Annotated in this window: 18 protein-coding genes; 3 read left to right on the forward strand and 15 right to left on the reverse strand. The window is 67.2% G+C overall.

Annotated elements, in window-relative coordinates:
- Nucleotides 1-187: 187 nt before the first annotated feature.
- The 3 genes from ROZ00_02720 (at nt 188) to ROZ00_02730 (ending at nt 8,141) form a co-directional block, all read left to right on the forward strand.
- The gene (locus tag ROZ00_02720) at nt 188-6,322 is read left to right on the forward strand and encodes a putative Ig domain-containing protein (protein ID MDT3735118.1); all 6,135 of its coding nucleotides are present in this window, start codon (nt 188-190) and stop codon (nt 6,320-6,322) included.
- The gene (locus ROZ00_02725) at nt 6,319-7,698 is read left to right on the forward strand and encodes an HlyD family type I secretion periplasmic adaptor subunit (protein MDT3735119.1); all 1,380 of its coding nucleotides are present in this window, start codon (nt 6,319-6,321) and stop codon (nt 7,696-7,698) included. Before ROZ00_02720 ends, ROZ00_02725 begins: the two co-directional genes overlap by 4 nt.
- Nucleotides 7,699-8,003: 305 nt before the next feature.
- Nucleotides 8,004-8,141: a hypothetical protein gene (locus tag ROZ00_02730; protein MDT3735120.1), complete on the forward strand. Its 138-nt coding sequence runs from the start codon at nt 8,004-8,006 to the stop codon at nt 8,139-8,141.
- A 35-nt stretch (nt 8,142-8,176) separates the two neighbouring features.
- On the opposite strand, the gene cysG is transcribed toward ROZ00_02730, so the two are convergent.
- The 15 genes from cysG to dsrA form a co-directional block, all read right to left on the reverse strand.
- Nucleotides 8,177-9,610, reverse strand: a complete 1,434-nt coding sequence (gene cysG / locus ROZ00_02735; protein ID MDT3735121.1) for a siroheme synthase CysG — start codon at nt 9,608-9,610, stop codon at nt 8,177-8,179.
- An 80-nt stretch (nt 9,611-9,690) separates the two neighbouring features.
- Complete coding sequence (locus ROZ00_02740) at nt 9,691-10,047, reverse strand: iron-sulfur cluster assembly accessory protein (protein ID MDT3735122.1); 357 nt, start codon at nt 10,045-10,047, stop codon at nt 9,691-9,693.
- Nucleotides 10,048-10,064: 17 nt separating this feature from the next.
- Nucleotides 10,065-11,456: a cobyrinate a,c-diamide synthase gene (locus ROZ00_02745; GenBank protein MDT3735123.1), complete on the reverse strand. Its 1,392-nt coding sequence runs from the start codon at nt 11,454-11,456 to the stop codon at nt 10,065-10,067.
- Between the two features lie 34 nt (nt 11,457-11,490).
- Nucleotides 11,491-12,687: an NrfD/PsrC family molybdoenzyme membrane anchor subunit gene (gene nrfD, locus ROZ00_02750; GenBank protein ID MDT3735124.1), complete on the reverse strand. Its 1,197-nt coding sequence runs from the start codon at nt 12,685-12,687 to the stop codon at nt 11,491-11,493.
- A 2-nt stretch (nt 12,688-12,689) separates the two neighbouring features.
- A complete protein-coding gene (locus ROZ00_02755; GenBank protein MDT3735125.1) occupies nt 12,690-13,430 on the reverse strand; it encodes a 4Fe-4S dicluster domain-containing protein in 741 nt (246 codons plus the stop codon).
- On the reverse strand, nt 13,427-13,804 hold the full coding sequence (locus tag ROZ00_02760) for a hypothetical protein (protein ID MDT3735126.1): 378 nt from the start codon (nt 13,802-13,804) through the stop codon (nt 13,427-13,429). The genes ROZ00_02755 and ROZ00_02760 overlap by 4 nt, the downstream gene beginning before the upstream one ends.
- On the reverse strand, nt 13,801-15,777 hold the full coding sequence (locus ROZ00_02765) for an NAD(P)-binding protein (protein ID MDT3735127.1): 1,977 nt from the start codon (nt 15,775-15,777) through the stop codon (nt 13,801-13,803). The genes ROZ00_02760 and ROZ00_02765 overlap by 4 nt, the downstream gene beginning before the upstream one ends.
- A 19-nt stretch (nt 15,778-15,796) precedes the next feature.
- Entirely contained in the window at nt 15,797-17,329 is a 1,533-nt protein-coding gene (locus ROZ00_02770; protein MDT3735128.1) for a (Fe-S)-binding protein, read from the reverse strand.
- Between the two features lie 7 nt (nt 17,330-17,336).
- A complete protein-coding gene (locus tag ROZ00_02775; GenBank protein MDT3735129.1) occupies nt 17,337-18,068 on the reverse strand; it encodes a respiratory nitrate reductase subunit gamma in 732 nt (243 codons plus the stop codon).
- A gap of 123 nt (nt 18,069-18,191) precedes the next feature.
- Nucleotides 18,192-18,524, reverse strand: a complete 333-nt coding sequence (locus ROZ00_02780; protein ID MDT3735130.1) for a TusE/DsrC/DsvC family sulfur relay protein — start codon at nt 18,522-18,524, stop codon at nt 18,192-18,194.
- Nucleotides 18,525-18,554: 30 nt separating this feature from the next.
- Entirely contained in the window at nt 18,555-18,854 is a 300-nt protein-coding gene (gene tusB, locus ROZ00_02785) for a sulfurtransferase complex subunit TusB (GenBank protein ID MDT3735131.1), read from the reverse strand.
- Between the two features lie 13 nt (nt 18,855-18,867).
- Complete coding sequence (tusC, locus tag ROZ00_02790) at nt 18,868-19,239, reverse strand: sulfurtransferase complex subunit TusC (GenBank protein MDT3735132.1); 372 nt, start codon at nt 19,237-19,239, stop codon at nt 18,868-18,870.
- 24 nt (nt 19,240-19,263) lie between these two features.
- The gene (tusD, locus tag ROZ00_02795) at nt 19,264-19,623 is read right to left on the reverse strand and encodes a sulfurtransferase complex subunit TusD (protein MDT3735133.1); all 360 of its coding nucleotides are present in this window, start codon (nt 19,621-19,623) and stop codon (nt 19,264-19,266) included.
- A 12-nt stretch (nt 19,624-19,635) separates the two neighbouring features.
- Nucleotides 19,636-20,712: a dissimilatory-type sulfite reductase subunit beta gene (gene dsrB, locus ROZ00_02800; GenBank protein MDT3735134.1), complete on the reverse strand. Its 1,077-nt coding sequence runs from the start codon at nt 20,710-20,712 to the stop codon at nt 19,636-19,638.
- 30 nt (nt 20,713-20,742) lie between these two features.
- Complete coding sequence (gene dsrA / locus ROZ00_02805) at nt 20,743-22,038, reverse strand: dissimilatory-type sulfite reductase subunit alpha (protein ID MDT3735135.1); 1,296 nt, start codon at nt 22,036-22,038, stop codon at nt 20,743-20,745.
- Nucleotides 22,039-22,332 lie beyond the last annotated feature (294 nt).

The raw sequence follows: 22,332 nt of genomic DNA on the forward strand, positions 1-22,332 counted from the left end.
GGCGGGGAACGATGCGCTGCAGGGCGGGGCGGATGACGATCTCCTCGACGGCGGGGACGGGGACGACTTCCTCGACGGCGGCGTCGGGGCGGATGCGATTGCCGGCGGCGAGGGACGCGACTACATCCTGGGCGGAGGCAACCTCAGCTACGCCATCAAGACCCCCGACGACCACTACCGCTTTGCCATGGGCAGCTTCGGCGGGCTGGTCTTCAGCGGCAACACCGTGAGCCTGCCGCCGCTCGCCGGCGTCGATCCGTGGACGGCCGTCTGGTCGGACTTCGGTCATGGCGTCGTCGAGGGCGACGAAGGCGATGCGATCGATGCCGGCGCGGGCGAGGACGTGGTTTATGGCGGGCTGGGCGAGGATGCCATCCTGGGCGGCGACGATGCCGATCTCCTGGTGGGCGGCTCGGAGGGGGATTATGTCGACGGCGGAGAGGGGCGGGACACGATTTTCGGCGACGGTCTGGGAGGGGACATGCTGCAGGAGTCCGGCATGCTCTGGTTCTACCCCTATCCGGAAGCCCATGGCCGCGACGTGCTGGAAGGCGGCGCGGGCGACGACTACCTGAGGGGCGACGGCGGCGCGGACCTGTTGTTCGGCGGAGAGGGGGATGACGTACTGGCGGGGGACGCCGACCACAGCCGGCTGGATGTCCGCTACCACGGCGACGACGAACTCGACGGCGGTGCCGGCAACGACAGTCTGTACGGCCAGGGTGGCAACGACGTGCTCTCCGGCGGCGAGGGCAACGACACGCTGATGGGCGACGACGCCTCGTTGCCGGCGGCGAAGCACGGCGACGACACGCTCGACGGCGGCGATGGCGATGACTTGCTGGTCGGCGCGGGCGGCGCCGACATGCTTTTCGGCGGTGCGGGCAACGACACGCTGGCGGGGGATGCCGACGATGTCGCCGCCGAATACCACGGCACCGACGTCCTCGACGGCGGCGCCGGCGAGGACTACCTGCGCGGCTACGGCGGCAACGACTTTCTCTACGGCGGGGCGGACAAGGACGAGTTGCACGGCGACGCGGGCGACGATCGGCTGGAGGGCGAGGACGGCGACGATCTGCTCTACGGCGAGGCGGGCGCGGACACGCTCCTGGGCGGGGCCGGCAACGACGGACTGGGCGGCGGCGATGGCGACGATTGGCTCGACGGCGGCGCCGGCGCCGACGTCATGGAAGGCGGCGCGGGCGCCGACACCTTCGTCGTCGATCTCGAAGACGCCGTGCTGGACGCCGGGGCGGGCGACCGCATTGCCTTCGCTGCGGATGTCGACTCCTATGCCCTGCAGGCCACCCTCAGCAATGTGGGCGGGCAGACGTGGACCACGCTGGGCTTCGAGGGCGAGAACGAGGGGATACTCATCCAGGGCGATATTGCCGCGCTCGATCTGAGCTACGTCTCAGCCGATGGCGAAATCCTGACGAGGCAGCAGTTCCTCAATAGCGCCTACCGCAATGCCGTGCAGGCGCTGGGCAGCGAAGGGGAAGACGTGCTGCAGGGCTACGGCGGCGACGATACGCTGGGAGGCTGGGACGGGGCGGACAGCTTGCACGGCGGTGCGGGCAACGATAGCTTGGCCGGGGGCGCAGGCGACGACCTGTACACCTACGAGCTTGGCGACGGCGACGACCTTATCGTCGAGGACGGCGGGACCGACACGCTGCGCTTCATCGGGGGCATCACGCAGGCCGAGGTGCGGATCGAACGCCGGGGAGATGACCTCATTGCGCAGCTTGCCGACGACTTGGGCAGCGTGACGATGGCCGGCTGGTATGCCGATCCGGGCAACCGCGTCGAGCGCATCGAGTTCGACGACGGTGCGGTGGGCGAGGCGGAAATGGCGGCCCTGGTCTCGCTGGTCGAAGGCGGCGAGGGCGACAATGTGCTCGTCGGCACGCCCTACGCCGACGTCCTGCTCGGTCACGGCGGCGAGGATACGCTCGACGGGGCCGGCGGCAACGACGAACTGCAGGGCGGCGAGGGCCGGGACAGCTACCGGGTCGGCTTCGGCATGGGACGCGACCGCATCGTCGATTCGGGCGAGAACGCTATTCGGCTCGACGGCGGGCTGGCCTTCGCCGACATCGACGCCGTGCGGGACGGCGACGACCTGCTGTTGGCCGTGCGCGGCGACGCAGGCCATGCCCGCATCGTCGATTACTTCGCGACGGCCACGCCATGGCGCGTATTCGACAGCGCGGGCGGCGAGAGCGATACCGCTGCCTTGATCCAGGCATCGCACGTGCTCAGGGAGAACTGGCTGGCGTTGCAGCGCGAGGAATACTTGGCGAACCAGCGCAGCGGCTTTCTCTCCTCGCTGCTGGCGCAGGGCTACCAGGTGCAGGCAGATGGTAGCTACAAACGGGTCCGGTTCAGCACGGCCGAGGCCAGTTTTACCGAAGGCACCCAGACCGACACCACGACTTACCAGTGGTGGAGTACGGGCGCTACTTCTACGAGCACTACGACCAGGAGCATGAACGACTGGACTTACGTGAGCTCGGCCGGAATTTCCGAGTACAGCGCCGTCTACCGGGTGAATGTCGTCGATAGCAACGATAGCGTCATCGGTTCAAGTACGGCCTACCGGACGACAAGTTTCCGCCAGGACAGCCGTTACGTGGAACTGGCCTGGACGACGACCTGGACCGGACCGAGAATCCTGAGTACCTCGAACGGTGGATCGGGTCCGATCTACGGGGGAACCTACTCTCAGGAGGTCGTCGGCTGGAGCTCGACCGTCCGTACGCTGGATTACGTCCAGGGGCGTGCCATGGGGCGGATCGTCGATGCCGAGCCGGACGTCTATCACGGCATTCCCTACTATACGACGCTGAATCCGCGCTGGAGTTATGCGAACGCCTCCTACCTGACGACGACGCAAAACGTGCAGATCGTGCGGGGCGGCGACGGCGACAACAGGATTGACGGCGGCGACGTGGTGGACGCGGGTGGCGGAAACGATCTCGTGAACTATGGCGGTTTTCTCTACGGCGGTGCGGGCGATGACATCCTGCTCAGCGGCGAGGTGATGGCGGGCGGCGCCGGCAGCGATTACCTGGAGGGACGCGGCTGGGCGACACGCTTTCTGGTCTCGGCGGATGAAGGCGGCACCGACATCGTCTGGAGCCACGGCCAGAATTCAGATGATTTCACGCGCCGCTTCTATGAGGCGCTGGGCATCGACGATTGGGAGATTCGCCATGAGTTCGGCGGTCGCTGGGCGCTTGGTTTCCTGGAATGGGGCTGGGAAGCCGCCCGCTTTTTCGATACGCGCGAGGAAGCTCTCGAATATGCCGCACAGGACGTGGACGGTGACTACTGGGGCCTCGAGCCCTCGTACGTCGAACCGCTGACGGTGTTGCCTCCCGCAGCCGCCGACGACTATGCGGCGCTCGAGCCGCTGTACGCCAACGGGGTCATCGAGCAGGACACGGTCGAATTCGCGCCGGACGTCGAACTGCAGGACCTGGCTTGCTCGTGGGGAACGTGGCAGCGCGTGGATCCGTTCGAGCCGGACGTTCCGTCCGAACCGCCGCGGAGAACCCTCGATATATCGATGAACGGTGCGGTCTTCCTGCGCGTCGTGGTGCCGAATGTTGACGATGCCATCGGCGCGGGTGTCGAAGTCTTCCGTTTCGCCGACGGCATGGAACTGTCGATGAGGGAAATGATCGCCCTGGCGCCGCCTGTGCCGAACCTGCAGGTCGTCATGGGGACCGAGGAAAGCGAGGAGCTGGCGGGCAGCGACCAGGCGGAGGCGCTGCTGGGCCTTGGCGGCGATGACGTCATCCGGGCCGGCGCCGGCGACGATGTGCTGGACGGCGGAACGGGGAACGATCGTCTCGTCGGCGACGCCGGTTCGGACACCTATCGCATCGGCCTCGGCGACGGCATCGATCGAGTCTTCGAGGCGCAGGACGAGGCGGGCATCGACACCGTCGAGTTCGGCGCCGGCATCACGCCGGACATGCTGAGCCTGGGGCTCGGCTCGCTGCTGATCCGCATCGGCGGCAACGGCGACGAGTTGCATCTAGACGCCTTCGATCCGGCGCGGGCCGAAGCCGGCGCCGGCATCGAGCGCTTCCGCTTCGCCGGGGGCGAGGAGCTCAGCTGGGCGGAACTGATGGCCCGCGGCTTCGACATCGCCGGCAGCGCCGCCGCCGACGTCCTTTCCGGCACCAGCGAGCTGGACCGTCTCTACGGCCACGAAGGCAACGATACCCTGGCCGGCGGCGCGGGCGATGACGTGCTGGAGGGCGGCGGCGGAAGGGACCAGTATGTCTTCAACCGCGGCGATGGCGCCGACCTGATCGACGAGACGAACGGCGGCACGGACGAAGGCGGCATTCTCGCCTTCGGTGCCGGCATTGCCGCGGCGGACCTCGCCTGGCGGCGCGAGGGCGAGGATCTGCTCATCGAATACGGCGCCGGCGACGCCGTGCGCATCCGCGACTGGCCGCGCCAGCAGGCCGCGCTGTGGCAGCTGCGCTTTGCCGACGGCGCCGCGATCACGGCGGCCGCGCTGATGAATGCCGCGCCGGTGGCCAGTCAGCCGCTCGAGGCGCAGACGGCGCAGGAGGACGCCGTCTTCGCGTATGCCGTGCCGGCGGGTGCCTTTGTCGATCCGGAGGGAGGAATGCTCGAATACGGTGCGATGCTGGCCGATGGCCGCGCACTGCCATCGTGGCTCGCCTTCGACCCGGCCACGCGCTCCTTCTCCGGCGTGCCGGAAAACTCCGACGTCGGCTCGCTCGACGTCGTTGTCCGTGCCGCCGATGAGTACGGCGCGTCCGTGGCGGAGTCGCTGCGCATCGAAGTCGTCAATACCAACGATGCGCCGGAAGCCGCTTCGATCGTTCCCGACCGGCAGTTCATCGAGGGCGAGGCCTTTGCCTTTGCCATCGGGGAAGAGGCTTTCAGCGACGTCGATGACGGTGACGTACTGTCCTACTCGGCCAGCCTTGCCGATGGCAGTACGCTGCCCGAGTGGCTCGGCTTTGACGCTGCCACGGGCACTTTCAGCGGTACGCCTACGGTGGCCGGCAGCTTCTCAGTGCGCGTTACCGCGACGGATGTTGCTGGCGCCGAAGCGAACCAAATCTTTTCTTTGGAAGTAATGGCTAACGACTTGCCCCCTGTGACCGCCGCGGACAACGCCGAGGTAACGGAAGACCGCAGGCAGCTTGCATGGGGCAACGTGCTCGCCAACGACCATGACCCGGAAGACGGCGGCCTCTCGGTTGCGGATCCCGGCATCCGGCGCGGCGAGTATGGCCTGCTTGGCATCATGCCAGACGGCAACTACGCCTACTGGCTCGACAATTTCTCGCCGGCAGTGCAGAGACTGGGAGCAGGCGAAACCGCTGTCGAACGTTTCACCTATCTTGCCAGCGACGGCACGGGCCGGAGCAGTGGCGACCTTGCCATAACCGTGCATGGCTCGAACGACGAGCCGGTCCTCCTGAGAAGGCTTGCGGATGTGCAGCTGGCACGGGGCGCGGCTTTTTCCTGGCAGATCCCGGCCGGCAGCTTCGGCGACCGTGATCGCAACGATGCGCTGGGCTATACCGCCACCCTGGCCAACGGCAAGCCGCTGCCGAACTGGCTCAAATTCGATGCCGCTACGCAGACTTTCAGCGGCACCGCTCCCGGCGGCGGGCGAGGCAGCATCGAAGTTAGGGTCGTGGCAAGCGATGGCCACGGCGAGTGTTCGACGGCATCGGATGTTTTCAGGATCGCCTTGGGACACAGCACGCACGTTCCGACGGGCAACGAAGGCGTCGGCAACGGCGATGATCCGCCGCTGCCCGGGCACGGCGACAACTGGAACGACGGACCGGGCACTGGGCCGGGGCATCCCGGGTCGGCGGGCGGACGCCGCGATGAGGACAGGCTTGGCGGCGTCGACCGGGATCGTTCGTACGACGATTGGATCAGGAATTGGGGGAGGGCGGAACGCGTTGGCCCGGCCTGCCTCGAACTCGGGGTGGCCGGCCGCTATCGGGACCCGGCCTCGGACGAGGCCCGGGGCAATGGCATTCGCCGGGAAGACGATTTCTACCGCCGCTGGGCAGAGATGGAACGCTCTCTGGCGCGGCTGCTGGGCGAGAGTGATGGCAGGTCCGCCTGGGAGAGGCCGATGCAGGGCGTCGACCTGCGGGAGCTGACGGGCCTGGGCGGCGGCGGACGGGCGCCCGCGTGGGGCGGGATCGACCCGATCACGTTGGATCCCGGCTCCGGGCACTCTCTGCGCGGCTTCCGCGGCCTGCAGGAAGGCATCGACAGGATCGCCTGGAGATGAGCCCGCTGATCGGCAAGCTGTCGCTGCCGCAGGTGGACCCGGCGGAATTCTCCCCGCCGCTGGTCCGTCTGCAGGAATCGCCGCCCTCACCGCTGGGGCGGCGGGTGATCCATGTCCTTGTCGGCCTGCTGGCCGGGCTGCTGGTGTGGGCCGTGGTCGGGCAGCTCGATATCGTTGCCGTGGCCGAGGGCAAGCTGGTGCCGCACAGCTTTCTCAAGATCGTGCAGCCGGCAGAAGGCGGCATCGTGAAAGAAATTTTGGTGCGCGAGGGCCAGCAGGTGGCGGAGGGCCAGGTGCTGATGCGCATGGACACCCAGCTCTCGGCGGCGGATCGCCGTGCCCTGGAGGCTGACTTTTACCGCAAGCGCCTGACGCTTGCCCGCATCGATGCCGAACTGGGACAGGCGGAGTTCAGGCCGGAGGCGGGCGCGCCGGCGGGGCTGGTGCGCGAGGTCGAGGCGCAGCTCAAGGCCAACCGCGCCGCGCTGGAGGCGGCCCTGGCCGAAGAGCGGGCGAAGCTGGAGAAGGCGCGCCGCGAGATGGCCGCCGCGCAGCAGGTCAGGGCCAAGCTCGCCGAGACGCTGCCGCACTATCGCGCCCAGGATGCCGCCTTCGAGAAGCTGTCGAAGGATGGCTTCGCCGGTCCGCTGATGGCCTCGGACAAGAAACGCGAGCGCATCGAGAAGGAACAGGAGTTCGCCACGCAGGAGCACGTCATCGCGTCGGCGCGCGCCTCGACGGCGCAGTCGGAGAAGCGCCTCGCCCAGATCGACGCCGACCACCGCCGCCAGCTCTTCGCCGAGCGCAACGAGGTGCAGGGGCAGGTGGACAAGCTCGAGCAGGAGCGGGCCAAGCAGACGCATCGCGAAGGACTATTGGAGCTAAAGGCCTCGCAGGCCGGCGTGGTGAAGGACATCGCCACGCACACCGCCGGCACGGTGGTGCAGCCGGGAACGGTGCTGCTGACGCTGGTACCGAAGGACGACCTGCTGCGTGCCGAGGTGTGGGTGTCGAACCAGGACATCGGCTTCGTGCGCCAGGGCCAGCCGGTGAAGGTGAAGCTCGCCGCCTTTCCCTTCCAGAAGTACGGCATGGTGGAAGGCACGGTGGAGCACGTCAGCGCGGACGCGGCCGACGGCAACACGCAGGGGCAGCAAAACGGCGGTGTGGCGGAGAAGGGTGCGAAGACCGCACCGCTGACCTACCGCGCGCTGGTGGCCCTGAAGGCGATGCAGCTTGAACAGGACAACGAACGTCTGCCGCTCGCCGCCGGCATGCAGGCCACGGCGGAGATCCTCCTCGGCCGGCGCAGCGTGCTCGAGTACCTGCTTTCCCCCGTGCAGAAGGCCTGGCACGAGGCCGGGCGGGAGCGGTGAGGGAAAATTTTCCGGAAGCCCGCCATTGCGTGACGCAATTCACGGACTTTTCTGCCCGGGCCGCCTACGATTCGTTCCAGCAAGTGCGATTGCCTGCCCCTCCCGGCTCAGGGAACGCGGGCAGGAACTAACCGGGATCCCCCGATCCGCGCAGCGCCTGTAAGCATGGCGGCCGGGCAGGCGGCGGCGGGGATGCCCGGGGTTTGAGGGAAGTGCGAAAGGCGCGAGGGCGAAGGCTCCCGCGCCTTTTGTTTTGTCGGCAGGGTCTATACTGAAATCGCCTCACCCACGACAAGGAGGAAGCCATGAAGAACAAACTCGTCGAAGTCCTTCATTCCGACACCTTTCGCTCCCTTGCCATTGCCTTGCTCATGGTAACGGTGGCCATCCTGCTGTCGGCCTGCGCGGGCGGCCCGGTTCATCCGGGCGGCGGGGGAGAGTAGGCGAAGCGGCCGGGGCGGGCCCGGCCGGCCTCCGGTCAGGCGGAGGCCTTGTCGTCCTTCTTCCAGCTGCCGACGTCGGGCGCGCCGGCGGGGTCGAACCACTTCAGCTTGTCGTGCAGCCGGACCACCTCGCCGACGATGATGAGGGTCGGCGGCTTGAGCTGGGCGTCCTGCGCCAGTTGCGGCAGGCTGGCCAGCGTGCCGATCAGGACGCGCTGGCGGTTGGTGGTGCCCTGCTGCACGATGGCGGCCGGGGTGCTGTCCGGCAGGCCGTGGGCCACCAGTTCCTTGCACAGCACCGGCAGGCCGTGCAGGCCCATGTAGAAGACGACGGTCTGCTGCGGCCGCGCCAGGCCGGTCCAGTCGAGGTCCATCGTGCCGTCCTTGAGGTGGCCGGTGACGAAGACGCAGGCGTGGGCATAGTCGCGGTGGGTGAGCGGAATGCCTGAGTACGAGGCGACGCCGGCCGCCGCGGTGATGCCGGGCACCACCTCGAAGGAGATGCCGTTGGCGGTGAGCGTCTCGATCTCCTCGCCGCCGCGGCCGAAGATGAAGGGGTCGCCGCCCTTCAGGCGCAGCACGCGCTTGCCTTCCTTGGCCAGCTTCACCAGCAGGGCGTTGATCTCCTCCTGGCGCAGGGTGTGGTCGTTGCGCTGCTTGCCGACATAGATGCGGCTGGCGTCGCGCCGGCACAGTTCGACGATGGCGGGCGAGACCAGGTTGTCGTGCACCACCACGTCGGCCTGCTGCATCAGCTTCAGCGCGCGGAAGGTGAGGAGATCCGGGTTGCCGGGGCCGGCGCCGACGAGATAGACCTCGCCGCGCGGCGGCGCGTCCTGCGTGGCCCCGAGCTGCTGCTCGAAATACTGCTCCGCTTCCTTGCCCTTGCCGGCCAGCACCAGGTCGGCGAAAGTCCCGCCGAGCATTTTCTCCCAGAAGATGCGCCGTTGCGCCGGGTTGGCGAAATGCTGCTTGACGCGGTCGCGCAGGCCGTTGGCCAGTTGCGCCAGGCGGCCGTAGGTGGCCGGCAGCAGGGTTTCCAGTTTCGCCCGCATCAGGCGCGCCAGCACCGGCGAGGCGCCGCCGGTCGACACCGCCACGATCATCGGCGAGCGGTCGACGATGGACGGAAAGATGAAGCTGCACAGCTCGGGCGAGTCGACGACGTTCACCGGCAGGTCGCGCGCCTTCGCAGCGCGCGAGACGGCTTCGTTTACCGCATGGTCGTCGGTGGCGGCGATCACCACCGCCGCGCCGGCGAGGTGGGTTTCCTCGAAGCGCGCCGCGATGTGCTCGATGCGGCCGGCGGCCTTTTCTCCGGCAAGGGCCTCGCCCAGTTCCGGGGCGACGACGGCGACGCGGGCGCCGCAGCCGAGCAGCAGGCCGGACTTGCGTGCGGCGACGGTGCCGCCGCCGACGACGAGGCAGCGGGCGCCCTTGATGTTCAGGAAGATCGGCAGGAAATCCATGGCTTCGACGTGATGGTGGCCGCTTCAGTGCGCGGCCGCATTCATTGCAGGTTGGCCGGCATTATACCTGTCGCTACGGCTCAGCTTGCTGATCCGCAACCGCCCCGGCTGCCGCAGCCGCCGCAGCTGGAGGGCGGGCAGCTGCCGCCCGGCGCCTGGGTCTGCATGAAGACGAACTGCCACTCGCCCGGCTCGACCTCGACGAAGTCGAGCAGCATGCCTTCCAGCAGGTCGCGGCTGGGCGGGGCGATGAGGACGGTGAGGCCCTCGCATTCGTAGGAAAGGTCGTGCTCGCGCTCGTCGTCGAAGCCGATGCCGAAGGCGATCTGGCCGTCTTCCTCGAGCTTGGCGGCGACGCGCAGGGCCATGCCGACGGCGTCGCTCTGCTGGGCAGAGTCGAGGATGCGGGTGGCGGCGGCGGGGGTCAGGGTAAACATGGTCGGTCTTGTCCTATTCAGGGGTTGGGGTGGGAAGCGGTTTCCAGACACTGCCGGGCGAAGCCGACGAAGCGGGCGGCCCAGTTGCAGCTGCCGGCGCTCCTGAGGTGCGTGTAGGAGGCCAGCAGGTTCTTGTGGACGATGCCGTCGTGGGCGCCGTCGGCGCCGTGGCCGCGCTTCACCTCGTAGGCGAAGCAGGTGGCCGGGTCGAGGTTCTCCAGGCTGGAGTAGTGGAACTCGTGCGCCGGGATCTCGTCCGGATGGCTGTTTTCGTGCAGCCAGGGATGGGCGGCGGTGGGCGCCAGCCGCACGTAGCCGCGCCCGACCGGCTTCTCGTGCATGACGACGTCGGCGGCGATCACCCCGGCCATCTCGCGCTTCTCGCCGCGCCAGGCGAGGCTGCGGGCGAGGACCATCAGGCCGCCGCACTCGGCGTAGGCGGGGAGTCCCGCCTCGATGGCGGCGCGTATCGATTCGCGCATGCCCTTGTTCGCCTCCAGCTCGCGCATGAAGCACTCCGGGAAGCCGCCGCCGAGGAAGAGGGCGTCCACCTCGGGCAAGGCCTTGTCGGCGATGGGGCTGAAGAACACCAGCTCGGCGCCGGCCTGCTTCAGGGCGTCGAGGTCGTCGGCGTAGTAGAAGCCGAAGGCCGGGTCGCGGGCGATGCCCACGCGCACGGTGGGCTGTTCAGCCGGAACGGCCGCCACCATGGCGGGCTTGAGCGGCTTGTCGGTGGCGGTCACCTGCAGCAGGCGGTCGATGTCCACCTGCTCCGAAACGATTTTGGCGATGGCGGCGATGCGCGCCTCGGCGGCGGCGGCCTCGTTGGCCGGCATCAGGCCGAGGTGGCGCTCGACGATGGCCAGTTCGGGGTTCTCCAGCACGGCGCCGAGCACCGGCACGTCGGTGTAGTGCTCGATGACTGAACGAAGCTTGGCCTCGTGGCGCGTGCCGCCGAGGCGGTTGAGGATGACGCCGGCGATGCGGATGTTGCGGTCGAAGGCCTGGTAGCCGAGGATCAGCGGGGCGATGCCGCGCGTCATGCCGCGCGCGTCGAGCACCAGCACCACCGGCAGGCCGAGCAGTTCCGCCAGCGCGGCGTTGCTGTTGCTGCCGGCCAGGTCGAGTCCGTCGTAGAGGCCCTTGTTGCCCTCGACGAGGGCGACGTCGGCATGCGCGCCGTGGCGGGCGAAGCTGTCGAGGATCTCGGCGTAGGGCTGCAGGTAGAAATCCAGGTTGCGGCAGGGGCGGCCGCCGGCGAGCCCGAGCCAGATCGGGTCGATGTAGTCCGGCCCCTTCTTGAAGGTCTGCACGGTGAGGCCGCGGCCGCGCAGGGCCGCTGCCAGCCCCAGGCTGAGCGTCGTCTTGCCGGAGGACTTGTGCGCGGCGGAAATGAGGAAGCGGTGCATCCGGCAGAGTGTAGCCGGACTGAGCGCGCCGCGCTCAGTCGTCCGACGCCTTCAGCGCGGCGAAGTCGTCCTGCGGCAGGAAGCGCAGCACGCGCACCGCGACGACGGTGATGAGGAAGGCCAGGGCGATGCCGCCGAAGCCGAGGGCGAACTCGCCGAGCACCGGCGAATAGGGGTTCACGATGCCGTCCTGGTAGGTGCTGCTGACGGCGTAGCCCGGGAAGATCTCCAGCGGGAAGGCCTGGCCGCCGACGATGGTGACGAACATCTGGGCGAGGCCGCCCAGCACCACCAGCACCGAGGCGGCGATAACGCGCGTCTGCGTGGCGCCGGGCGCGAAGATCAGCGCCAGCGGCAGGATGCCGCCGACCACCACCTGGCCGAGCCAGAAGACGGCGGTGTAGATGCCGCCGTCTGACAGGAGGAAGCGTTCGTAATCGGTCTGCTTGGCGAAGTACAGGCCGGTCAGGTGCATTACGGCAGTGAAGTAGAGCGCCGCGCCGACGAAGACGGCGAGCAGGTTCTTCATGCGGGCGAGGATGCGCGCGTCGAGCTGCAGCTTGTTCCAGGCGTACATCGAGCCCTGCACGATGAGGAAGGCCGCCAGGCCGTAGGCGAAGGAGTAGATGATGAACATCGGCGCCATCAGGGCCGAGCCGTAGGCGGTGCGGGCGATGAGGAAGCCGAAGATCGAGCCGGTGGCGGTGGTCAGCGCCAGGCGCCAGAAGAAGGCGAGGAAGCCGACGATCTTCGAGTAGCCGTTCAGGCTGCGGTCCATCATCGTCACCAGGTAGGCGGCGACGATGGCGAAGAAGCCCGAGTAGAACATCATGTTGAGGGCGAAGATCGACTTGAAGTTGAAGTGCGTCATCGCCACGATGAGGCGGTCGGGGCGGCCGAGGTCGGCCGCCAGCACGGCGAGGCCGCCGGCCATCATGGCCAGGGCCAGCAGGCCTGAGAGCGGCGCGCGCGCCTTGTACATCGGCTTGCCGAACACCGAGCCGATCGAGGCGACGTTGAGCACGCCGGAGGCGGCGACGATGAGGAACACGGCAAAGACGTGCGGGATGCCCCAGACGATCTGGTTGTCCATGCCGGTGACGACGTGGCCGCTGTGCTCGAAATGCAGGAAGGCGGCGAAGGCCGCCAGCATGAACAGGCCGCCCGCGGCCAGCAGGCCCCAGAAGGCGGCGGGGCGGCTTTGGGTTTCGACGTAGGAGGCAGTCGCCATCTTCAAATCCCTTCGTAGCGGACGCCGAGGTCGAGCTTGAGGTCGGCGCGCACCTGGGTGGTTTTCACCTCGCGGACGCGCTTGGAGATCGCGCTCTCGGGGTCGTTCAGGTCGCCGAACAGCATGGCGTTGTGGCCGGCGGCGGCGCAGGCCTCGACGCAGGCCGGCGTGCCGCCGCGGTCGACGCGGTGCACGCACAGGGTGCAGCTCTCGACGCAGCCCTGGCCGCGCGGCACTTCCGGGTTCTGGTCGGTGTGCGGCTCGTGCACGAAGGAGCGCGCCTTGTACGGGCAGGCCATCATGCAGTAGCGGCAGCCGATGCAGATGTGGCGGTCGACCAGCACGATGCCGTCGGCGCGCTTGAACGAGGCGCCGGTCGGGCAGACGTCCACGCAGGGCGGGTGGGCGCAGTGCTGGCACATCATCGGCAGCGAGAGGGCGCGGCCGCTCTTCAGGTCCTTCAGGTCGATCTTGCGGATCCACTGCGCGTCGGTGCGCGGCTTGGTCACCTCGCCGAGGCCGTTTTCCTTGCCGCAGGCGGAAACGCACTCCGTGCAGCCGGTCTGGCAGCGGGTGGTGTCGATGAGCATGCCCCAGCGGACTTTCGACGTGACCGGCTCGTTCTCCGGCTTGGCGGCGGCGATCTCGACGAGGCGGATGCCGGGGGCCAAAGTCAGTCCCGCCAGGGCGGCGGCGGAGGTGGCGAGGAAGCCGCGGCGGCTGGTGCTGTTGTTGTCGCTCATGGCCGGGCTCCCGTGGCGGCCTTCTGGCCGGGTTTCGGCTGGTGGCAGTCCCAGCAGTCGAGCTTCACCGCCGCGTAGTCGTGGCAGCTCTGGCAGAAGCCGCCCTCGCCGGTGACGCTGCCGGTCTTCTGGCTGGCGTGGCAGGCGATGCACTCGTTGAGGCTGTGCTTCTTCGTGCGGATGCCCTCGTGCATGGTCTTGTCGCGCTGGTGCTTGAGCAGCTTCATGTGGTCTCGCCGGATGACGTCCTTCGGCTCGACGCACTGGCCGGGCTTCTCGATGGCGATGGCCGGCAGCGGCGTGCGGCCGGGCTCCGCCGCGTGCGCCGCGGCAAAAGTCAGTCCCCACAGCACGGCGATCGCCAGGGTTTTCATTCGCCCAGTCCCATCTGGATGTAGCCGGTCGGGCAGACGTCGTGGCAGATGTGGCAGCCGATGCACTTCGTGTAGTCGGTCGCCACGTAGCGGCCGGTGGTCGCTTCGGTCTTCTTGACGCGATAGACGGCGGTCTGCGGGCAGTACACCACGCAGTTGTCGCACTCGAAGCACTGGCCGCAGCTCATGCAGCGCTTGGCCTCGGCGATCGCCTGCTTCTCGTCGAGCGGATCCAGGCGCTCCTGGAAGTTGCCGAGGGCCTGCTCCTTGTTCAGCGTGATGACGTTGCGGATGTTGCGCGGCGTGTAGCCGAAATGGCCGAGGAACAGCTCCTTGTGCGTGATGACGTAGCGGTCGGAGCGGTTGTCGTAGTTGTGCACGGCGACGTTCGAGGCGTCGGTGCCGCGCAGCGGCTCGGTGGCCGGCTGCGGCTGCTTGCCCTTCTCCAGCAGCTTGCGCTGCATGTCCCAGTAGTGCACGTCGATCTTGGCGCGCTTGTCCTGCTCCTCGCCGCGCAGGAAGCGGTCGATGCCCTCGGCGGCGATCCAGCCGTGGCCGATGGCGGTGGTCAGGAGGTGCGGGCGGATGACGTCGCCGCCCGTGAACACGCCCGGCTTGCCCTGCACCTGGTAGTTCTTGTCGGCGGCCACGTTGCCCTTGCCGGAGTCGAACTCCTCGAGGCCGGTGAAGTCGACCGCCTGGCCGATGGCCGAGACGATCAGGTCGGCCGGGATGTCCTGTTCGGAGCCTTCGATCATCTTGATCTCGAGCTTCGGGCCGACGAACTTGGCCTCGCACTGCGCCACGCGCAGCGCCGTGGCGCGGCCGTCGGCGCCGCGCACCACGCCGACCGGCGCCCAGCCGCCGCGGATGTCGATGCCTTCCGCCTTGGCCTGCTCGATCTCGTGCTTGTTGGCCTGCATCTTGTCCACCGGGAAGACCGAGGTCAGCACGACCTCGGCGCCCTGGCGGGCGGAAATCTCGGCGACGTCGTGGGCGGCGCGGCCGCCGATGACGTCTTCCGGCCGGTCGGTCGGCTTCGGGCTGTCGATGGCGCCGAGGCGGCGCGCCACGGTGGCGACGTCGATCGAGGTGTCGCCGCCGCCGACCACCACCACGCGCTTGCCGACGTACTTCATGCGGCCGTCGTTGAAGGCGCGCAGGAAGGAGGTCGCGGTGACCACGTTGGGGGCGTCGTTGCCGTCGCAGGGCAGGGCGCGGCCGCCCTGGGCGCCGAGGCCGAGGAACACCGCGTCGAACTGCTTGCGGATGTCCTCCATCTTGACGTCTGTGCCGATGCGGGTCTTCAGTTTCGCTTTCACGCCGAGGTCGAGGATGCGCTGGATCTCGGCGTCGAGGACGTCGCGCGGGGTGCGGAAGCCGGGGATGCCGTAGCGCATCATGCCGCCGAGGAACTCGTGCTCGTCGAAGATGGTGACTTCATGGCCCATGCGCGCCAGCTGGTAGGCGCAGGAGAGGCCGGCCGGTCCGCCGCCGATGACCGCCACCTTCTTGCCGGTCTTCGTTTCGGGCGCGGCGAACTTGAGGTTGTTCTTGATGGCGTACTCGCCGAGGAAGTGCTCGACGGAGTTGATGCCGACGTGGTCCTCCAGGGCGTTGCGGTTGCAGCCGGTCTCGCACGGCGCCGGGCAGACGCGTCCCATCACCGAGGGGAAGGGGTTGGCTTCCGTCAGGCGGCGCCAGGCGTACTCGTAGACCGGCATCACAGGCTTGCCGTCGGCGCCGACCGGCGGCTTCTCGACGCCGCGCACGATGTTCAGGTAGCCGCGGATGTCCTCGCCGGAGGGGCAGCTGCCCTGGCAGGGCGGCGTCGACTGGATGTAGGTCGGGCACTTGTAGGTGTGGCTGGCCTGGAAGATCTGCTTGTTCCAGGGCACGTGCTTGCTGTCGCCGTCCTTGTAGCGACGGAATGTCAGTTGCTGCGTACCGGATTTCTCGTTGGTGGCCGACATCTTTGTCTCCTTGTAATGCTTAATCGTTGCTGCCGAGCCGGATGGCCGTGCTGACGAGCTGGTGCACGCCGCCGACCATGCCGCGGTTGAACTTGTAGTAGGGCAGGACCTTGGTGAACTGCGCCTTGCAGATGGCGCAGATGGTCGCCATGAAATTCACGCCATGCTGGTCCACCACCTGCTTGAGCGCGCCCATGCGGGGCATCGAGCCCTTGACGCGCAGCTCGAGCAATTCGTCGGTGAGCACGCCGCCGCCGCCGCCGCAGCAGAAGGTCGCCTCGTGCGTGGTGCCGGGCGCCATCTCGAAATAGTGGTTCGCCACGGCCCGGATGATCGAGCGCGGGATCTCGAACTGGCCGCCGGGCGCATCGCCCATGCGCGAGGCGCGCGCCACGTTGCAGGAGTCGTGGAAGGTGATGATGCGGTGGTCGTTGGCTTCCTTGTCGAACTTCAGGGCGCCGCGCTGGATCAGGTCCCAGGTCACCTCGCAGATGTGCGAGGGCTGCTTGTAGCGGTGGTCGAGCTGGCTCTGCAGCTGTACCGCGAAGGGATCGTTGGCGCCGGCGCCGATGCCGGTCAGGGTGTTCCAGAAGCTGTAGGCGACGCGCCAGGCGTGGCCGCACTCGCCGACGACGATGCGCTTGACGCCCAATTCGAGGGCCGCCTCGCGGATGCGCAGGGCGATCGTCCGCAGCTGGTCGTAGTTGCCGATGAACATGCCGAAGTTGCCGGCTTCCGAGGCCTTCGAGGACAGCGTCCAGGAAATGCCGGCGGCGTGGAAGACCTTGCCGTAGCCGATCAGGCTGTCGATGTGCGGCTCGGCGAAGAAGTCGGCCGAGGGCGTGATCAGCAGGACCTCGGCGCCCTTGACGTCCATCGGGTACTTGACGTCGATGCCGGTGTCTTCCTTGACGTCCTCCTCGACGCCCTGCAGGGTGTCTTCCAGCGCCGGGCCGGGCAGGCCGAGGTTGTTGCCGATCTTGTGCACCTTGCCGATGATCTCGTTCGAGTACTTCTGGCCGTAGCCCACCGAATCGAGGATCTCGCGGCCGGCCATGGTGATCTCGGCGGTGTCGATGCCGTAGGGGCAGAACACCGAGCAGCGGCGGCACTCGGAACACTGGTGGTAGTACTTGTACCAGTCGTCGAGCACTTCGCGCGTCAGGTCGGTGGCGCCGACCAGCTTCGGGAACAGCTTGCCGGCCAGGGTGAAGTGGCGGCGATAGACGCCGCGCAGCAGGTCCTGGCGCGCCACCGGCATGTTCTTCGGGTCGCCGGTGCCGAGGAAATAGTGGCACTTGTCGGTGCAGGCGCCGCAATGCACGCAGGCGTCGAGGTAGACCTTGAGCGAGCGGTACTTCTTCAGCAGCTCGCCGAGGCGGCCGATGGCCTTGGCCTCCCAGTCAGGCACCAGCTCGCCGGGGAAGCCGATGGCCGTGTTGATCTTGTCGCTGGCGACGTAGGGCTTGCTCTCCGCCATGGCGTCGCGCTGCAGCGCGGGGATGGCGGGGTAGTCCTTGAGTTCGGGGGTCGTGAATTCTGCAGCGGCCATGGCGGTCTCAGTTCTTCTCGAGTTCGGCGGCCCAGGGCGCCAGGTGGCGCTTCTCGCGCGGATCGTCGGCCTGGTTGCGCGACGGGCTGAAGAACACGCCCGGCGCATGCAGCAGCTTGCTGAATGGGAAAACGATCATCAGCAGCGCCACCAGCGTCAGGTGGATGTAGAGGCCCGGATGCGAGGGCAGCGGCTGCACGTCGAAGCGCATCAGGCCGAGGAAGAAGGCCTTCACGGCGACGATGTCGGTGTGCATGAGGAACTTCATGGCCAGGCCCGAGAGGCCGATGCCGGCGAGCAGGGCCAGCATCAGGTGGTCGGACGGCGTCGAGATGTAGCGGATGCGCTCGACGACGAAGCGCCGGCCCCACAGGCCGAGCAGGCCCGCCACCATGGCGAAGCCGGCGTAGAGGCCGAAGGGCTGCACCCAGCCGACCCAGAACCACACCGGCTCGGTGAAGTAGCGCAGGTGGCGCATCAGCACCAGCAGCAGCGCGCCGTGGAAGAGGATGCCGAAGGCCCAGATCCACAGGTTGGACTTGAACAGGCTCTCGAACAGCGCCACCTCGCGCAGCATGCGCAGCACCACGCCGCCGGTGGTGGTCGGCGCCGGGGTGGTGGGGATCTTCAGCGGCGCCGGCGTGCGGAAATAGTCGGCGATCTTGTACGCCAGGCCGGCGACGAGGATCGCCGTGGCGGCGTAGAAGAGGACGGCGAAGAAGATCGTGGCTGCGCTCATGGGCTAGGGGCTGTCCGGGCGTTGTGGGCCATGCCATGTCGTCCCCGCGCAGGCGGGGACCCAGAACTCAACCTGGATTCCCGCGTTCGCGGGAATGACGGGCTCTTGGCGAGTTTCGGCGAATCAGATGCAGCCGGTCGGCTTCGGCAGGCCGGCGATCTTGCACGCCTGCTTGCCCGGGCCGTAGGGGAACAGCTCGTACAGGTACTGGCTGTTGCCCTTCTCCGGCCCCAGCTTCTTGCCGATGGCCTTGGTCAGCACGCGCACGGCCGGGGCGATCTGGAACTCGTTGTAGTACTCGCGCAGGAAGTTGATGACTTCCCAGTGCTGCTCGCTCATGTTGATGTTTTCCTGCTCGGCGAGAATCTTGGCGACATCCTCGTTCCACTCGTTGATGTCGGTCAGGTAGCCTTCCTCGTCGGTCTCGTAGGTCTTGCCATTCACTTCGATTGCCATGGTGTATCTCCTTAAAAAACCAAAAATCGCTTACAGCCAGGATTGGCAGGTGGCGTGTTCCGTCACGAGATCGACGAAGCCGCCGTAATCGACCAGGTTGACGCCTTCCAGGACGCGATCGGCCATGCCGCGCGCCTCCAGATCGGGTTGCAATGCATAGACCTTCATCTGGCCCATGGCCTGCTTGAGCTTGCCGGCGGCGGCATTGCCGTTCGTCGCGGCGTAGACGCCGTCCTCGATGAGCAGCAGGGCGCCGCCCGGCTGCGCCGTGGCGAGGCAGGTGTCCAGGGAGTTGCGGTCCAGGGGCGACTTGTTCACGATGTGCAGCATCTCTTTTTCCCCTTCAGAAGCTCAGGACCACGTCCTGGGTTTCCATCAGCTTGCCAATTTCGGCGCGCGAGAGCACCTCGACGGGCACGCACATGTCCTCTTCCGTCAGGCCGCGCGCTTCGAGGGCCTCCTTCTCGACGTAGAGCTTGTTGATGTCGTAGTCGTCCAGCGCGCGGTAGGTCGGCTGGAAGCTCTTCACCTCGATGCCCTTGGTGTTCCAGCCCTTCTTCAGCTGGTACACGCCGTCGTCCATGAAGGCCAGGCTGACGTCCTGGTCGAAGGCGGCGGCGATCAGCACCACCTCCAGCGACTCCAGCGCGTAGATCGTGCCGTGCGGCGCCTTGCGGTTCACGTACATGAATTTCTTGATTTGTCCTTCGCTCATCGCGATTTCTCCCTGAGCCTTGCCTTAATCGCCGAAGGTGACCAGGCGTTCGGCCTGGATGCCGGCTTCGATCAGCTGCCCCAGCCCCGAGATGCGGAAGCCGGGCGCCAGGTTCTCGTCCTTGATGCCGCGGCGCAGGGCGGCGGCCACGCACACCACCAGGTCGATGCCGTGATCCTGGGCCAGCTTGGCCCAGCGGTTAACGATGTGGCGGTCGTCCTGCGGCGGCTCGGTCAGGCGCGTCGAGTTGTTCACGCCGTCGTGGTAGAAGAACACCCGGCTGACCTGGTGTCCCTTCTCGATGGCGGCGCGGGCGAACAGGTAGGCGCTGTCCGTGGCCTGGTGCGTGTAGGGGCCTTCGTTGATCAGGATGCCGATCTTCATGGATTCACCCGGTCAGAAGCGGATATGGGTGGAGGCGTTCAGGTTCGAACGCGAGCCGCGCCAGTCGTCGATCAGGTACTTCGTGAAGGGCAGGCCGGTCTTCTCGAAGAAGCGCGGCCAGCCGATGCGCTCGATCCAGTCGGCCATGCGCTCCCACGGGCGGGCATCTTCCTTGTACACGCGCAGGATCTTCTTCACCACGGCGGCGACTTCGGGCCAGCGCGGGGCGTTGTTGGGCAGGCCGGCCGCGACCATCTTCATGAACTGCGGCTTGATGCGGGCGTTGGAGTTCTTGCCGCCGACCCAGATCGCCAGCTTGGAGTGCTCGGGATCGTTGATCTGCATGGGCGGGCAGGGCGGGAAGCAGGCGCCGCAGCAGACGCATTTCTTCTCGTCGACTTCCAGCGAGGGCTTGCCGTTTACCATGGCCGGGCGGATGGCCGCCACCGGGCAGCGCGCGACGACGGACGGGCGCTCGCAGACGTTGGCGACGAGGTCGTGGTTGATCTTCGGCGGCTTGGTGTGCTGGATGACGATGGCCAGGTCGGCCTGGCCGCCGCAGTTGATCTCGCAGCAGGAGGTGGACAGGCGCACGCGGTTCGGCATTTCCTCGTGGATGAATTCCTCGTAGAGCTCGTCCATCAGGGACTTCACCACGCCGGAGGCGTCGGTGCCGGGGATGTCGCAGTGCAGCCAGCCCTGGGTGTGGGCGATCATCGACACCGAATTGCCGGTGCCGCCGACCGGGAAGCCGCTCTTCTCCAGCTCGGCGATCAGCGGGGCCACCTTCTTCTCGTCGGCGACCATGAACTCGATGTTGCTGCGGATGGTGAAGCGGACATGGCCTTCGGCGTACTTGTCGGCGATGTCGCACAGCTTGCGGATGGTGTAGACGTCCATCTGGCGCTGCGTGCCGGCGCGCACCGACCAGACTTCCTCGCCGGAATGCGAGACGTGGTGCAGCACGCCGGGCCGGGGCCGGTCATGGTACTTCCAGTTGCCGTAGTTCTTCCGCAGGGTCGGGTGCAGGTACTGCATGTGGTCCGGCACGCCGCACTCGACGGGCTTGCGCAATTGAGGTTGTGACATGGTGTGTCTCCGTCAGTTTTCGTTCGTCGATCAGGCAGCCGCCTGCTTGGCCTTGACCCGGGCCACTTCCTCGTCCCAGTCGTCCATGCGGACGTAGGGGTTGGTGCGCGGGTTCGAGATCATGCTCGGGTCGACCTCGACCTCGATGCCCTCGAGGAAGTTCACCAGGCCGATGCGCTCAATCATCTCGCCGGTGCGCTCGTGCTCCAGCGCGTTCTCGGCGAAGAAATCGACGGTGCGCTTGGCCAGGTCGAGAAGCTTCTCGTAATCCTCGTCGGTCTTCAGCTTCATGAACGGCACGACGACGGTGCCCATCAGGTCGCCGATCTTCAGGGTGCGCTTGCCGCCGACCAGGATGGTGGCGCCGCGGTCCTTGCCCGGGGCGAGGGCGCCGGTCATGACGTTGATGCAGTGCATGCAGCGCACGCAGTCCTTGTTGTTGATTTCCAGTGCCTGGGTGTCATTGACGGCGACGCTGGAGACGGTGGCGTCCTTGGAGACGGCCTTGATCTCCTTCAGCTGGATGGCGCGCGTCGGGCACATGCCGACGACGTCGTTCACCAGCTCGTTCATGCCGTGCTTGGCGAACCACTTCTTGGCCAGGGCCTCGTCGGTCTGGATGTTGTCGCGCCAGGTGCCGATGATGGCCATGTCCGAGCGCTGGATGGAGTTCATGCAGTCGTTCGGGCAGCCGGAGAACTTGAACTTGAACTTGTAGGGCAGGGCCGGGCGGTGGATGTCGTCGAGGAAGCTATTGACGATGGTGCGCAGGCCCTTGCCCTCGTCGTAGCAGGACTGCTCGCAGCGGGCGTGGCCGACGCAGGCCATCGAGGTGCGCACGGCGGGGCCGGCGCCGCCCAGGTCGAAGCCCAGTTCGTTGATCTCGTCGAAGGCCTTCTGCACGTTCTCGGTGGTGCAGCCCTGGAACATGATGTCGCCGGACTGGCCGTGGAAGGCGATCAGGCCGGAGCCGTGCTTGTCCCAGATGTCGCAGAATTTGCGCAGGATGTCGGTGTTATAGTGCATGCCGGCCGGCGGCATGATGCGCAGCGTGTGGAATTCGGCTGCGTCCTTGAAGACCGGCTGCTCCTTGTCGTCCTTGATCTCGGTGAAGCGGGGAATGACGCCGCCGCCATAGCCGAAGACGCCGACCGTGCCGCCCTTCCAGTAACCCTTGCGCGTCTGGTAGGAGTGCTCGAGGTGGCCGAGCAGGTCGGTCATGCCATCCTTGTCCTTCGCCAGGCGCTTGAGGCCGGTGACGAAGCTGGGCCAGGGGCCCGATTCCAGCTGGTCGAGATTGGGCGTGTCGTGCTGTTTCTTAGCCATGATTTGTCTCCGGTGCTAAGGTTTATATACGGTGCTGCTGGGGTCAGACTGTCTATAAGTTGGCGCTGATGTTACGCATGCTGCACTGCGATCTCCTATACCTCCCGCAGGGTATCGCTCCCCTCCCGTGGGGGTAGGACGGACCTACCCGAAAGGGGTATGCCGCGGCACGCCATGCCGGTGATAGGCGGAGAGGGTGGCGAAAGGCATATTTCGCCAAACACTTATATATGGCCGACGCCTTTGCCTTGTTGATGCGGCGTCGGGCCGCCGCATAACCAGGCAAAGCCGTCA

The sequence above is a fragment of the Denitratisoma sp. genome, assembly GCA_032027165.1.
Taxonomy (GTDB): domain Bacteria; phylum Pseudomonadota; class Gammaproteobacteria; order Burkholderiales; family Rhodocyclaceae; genus Desulfobacillus.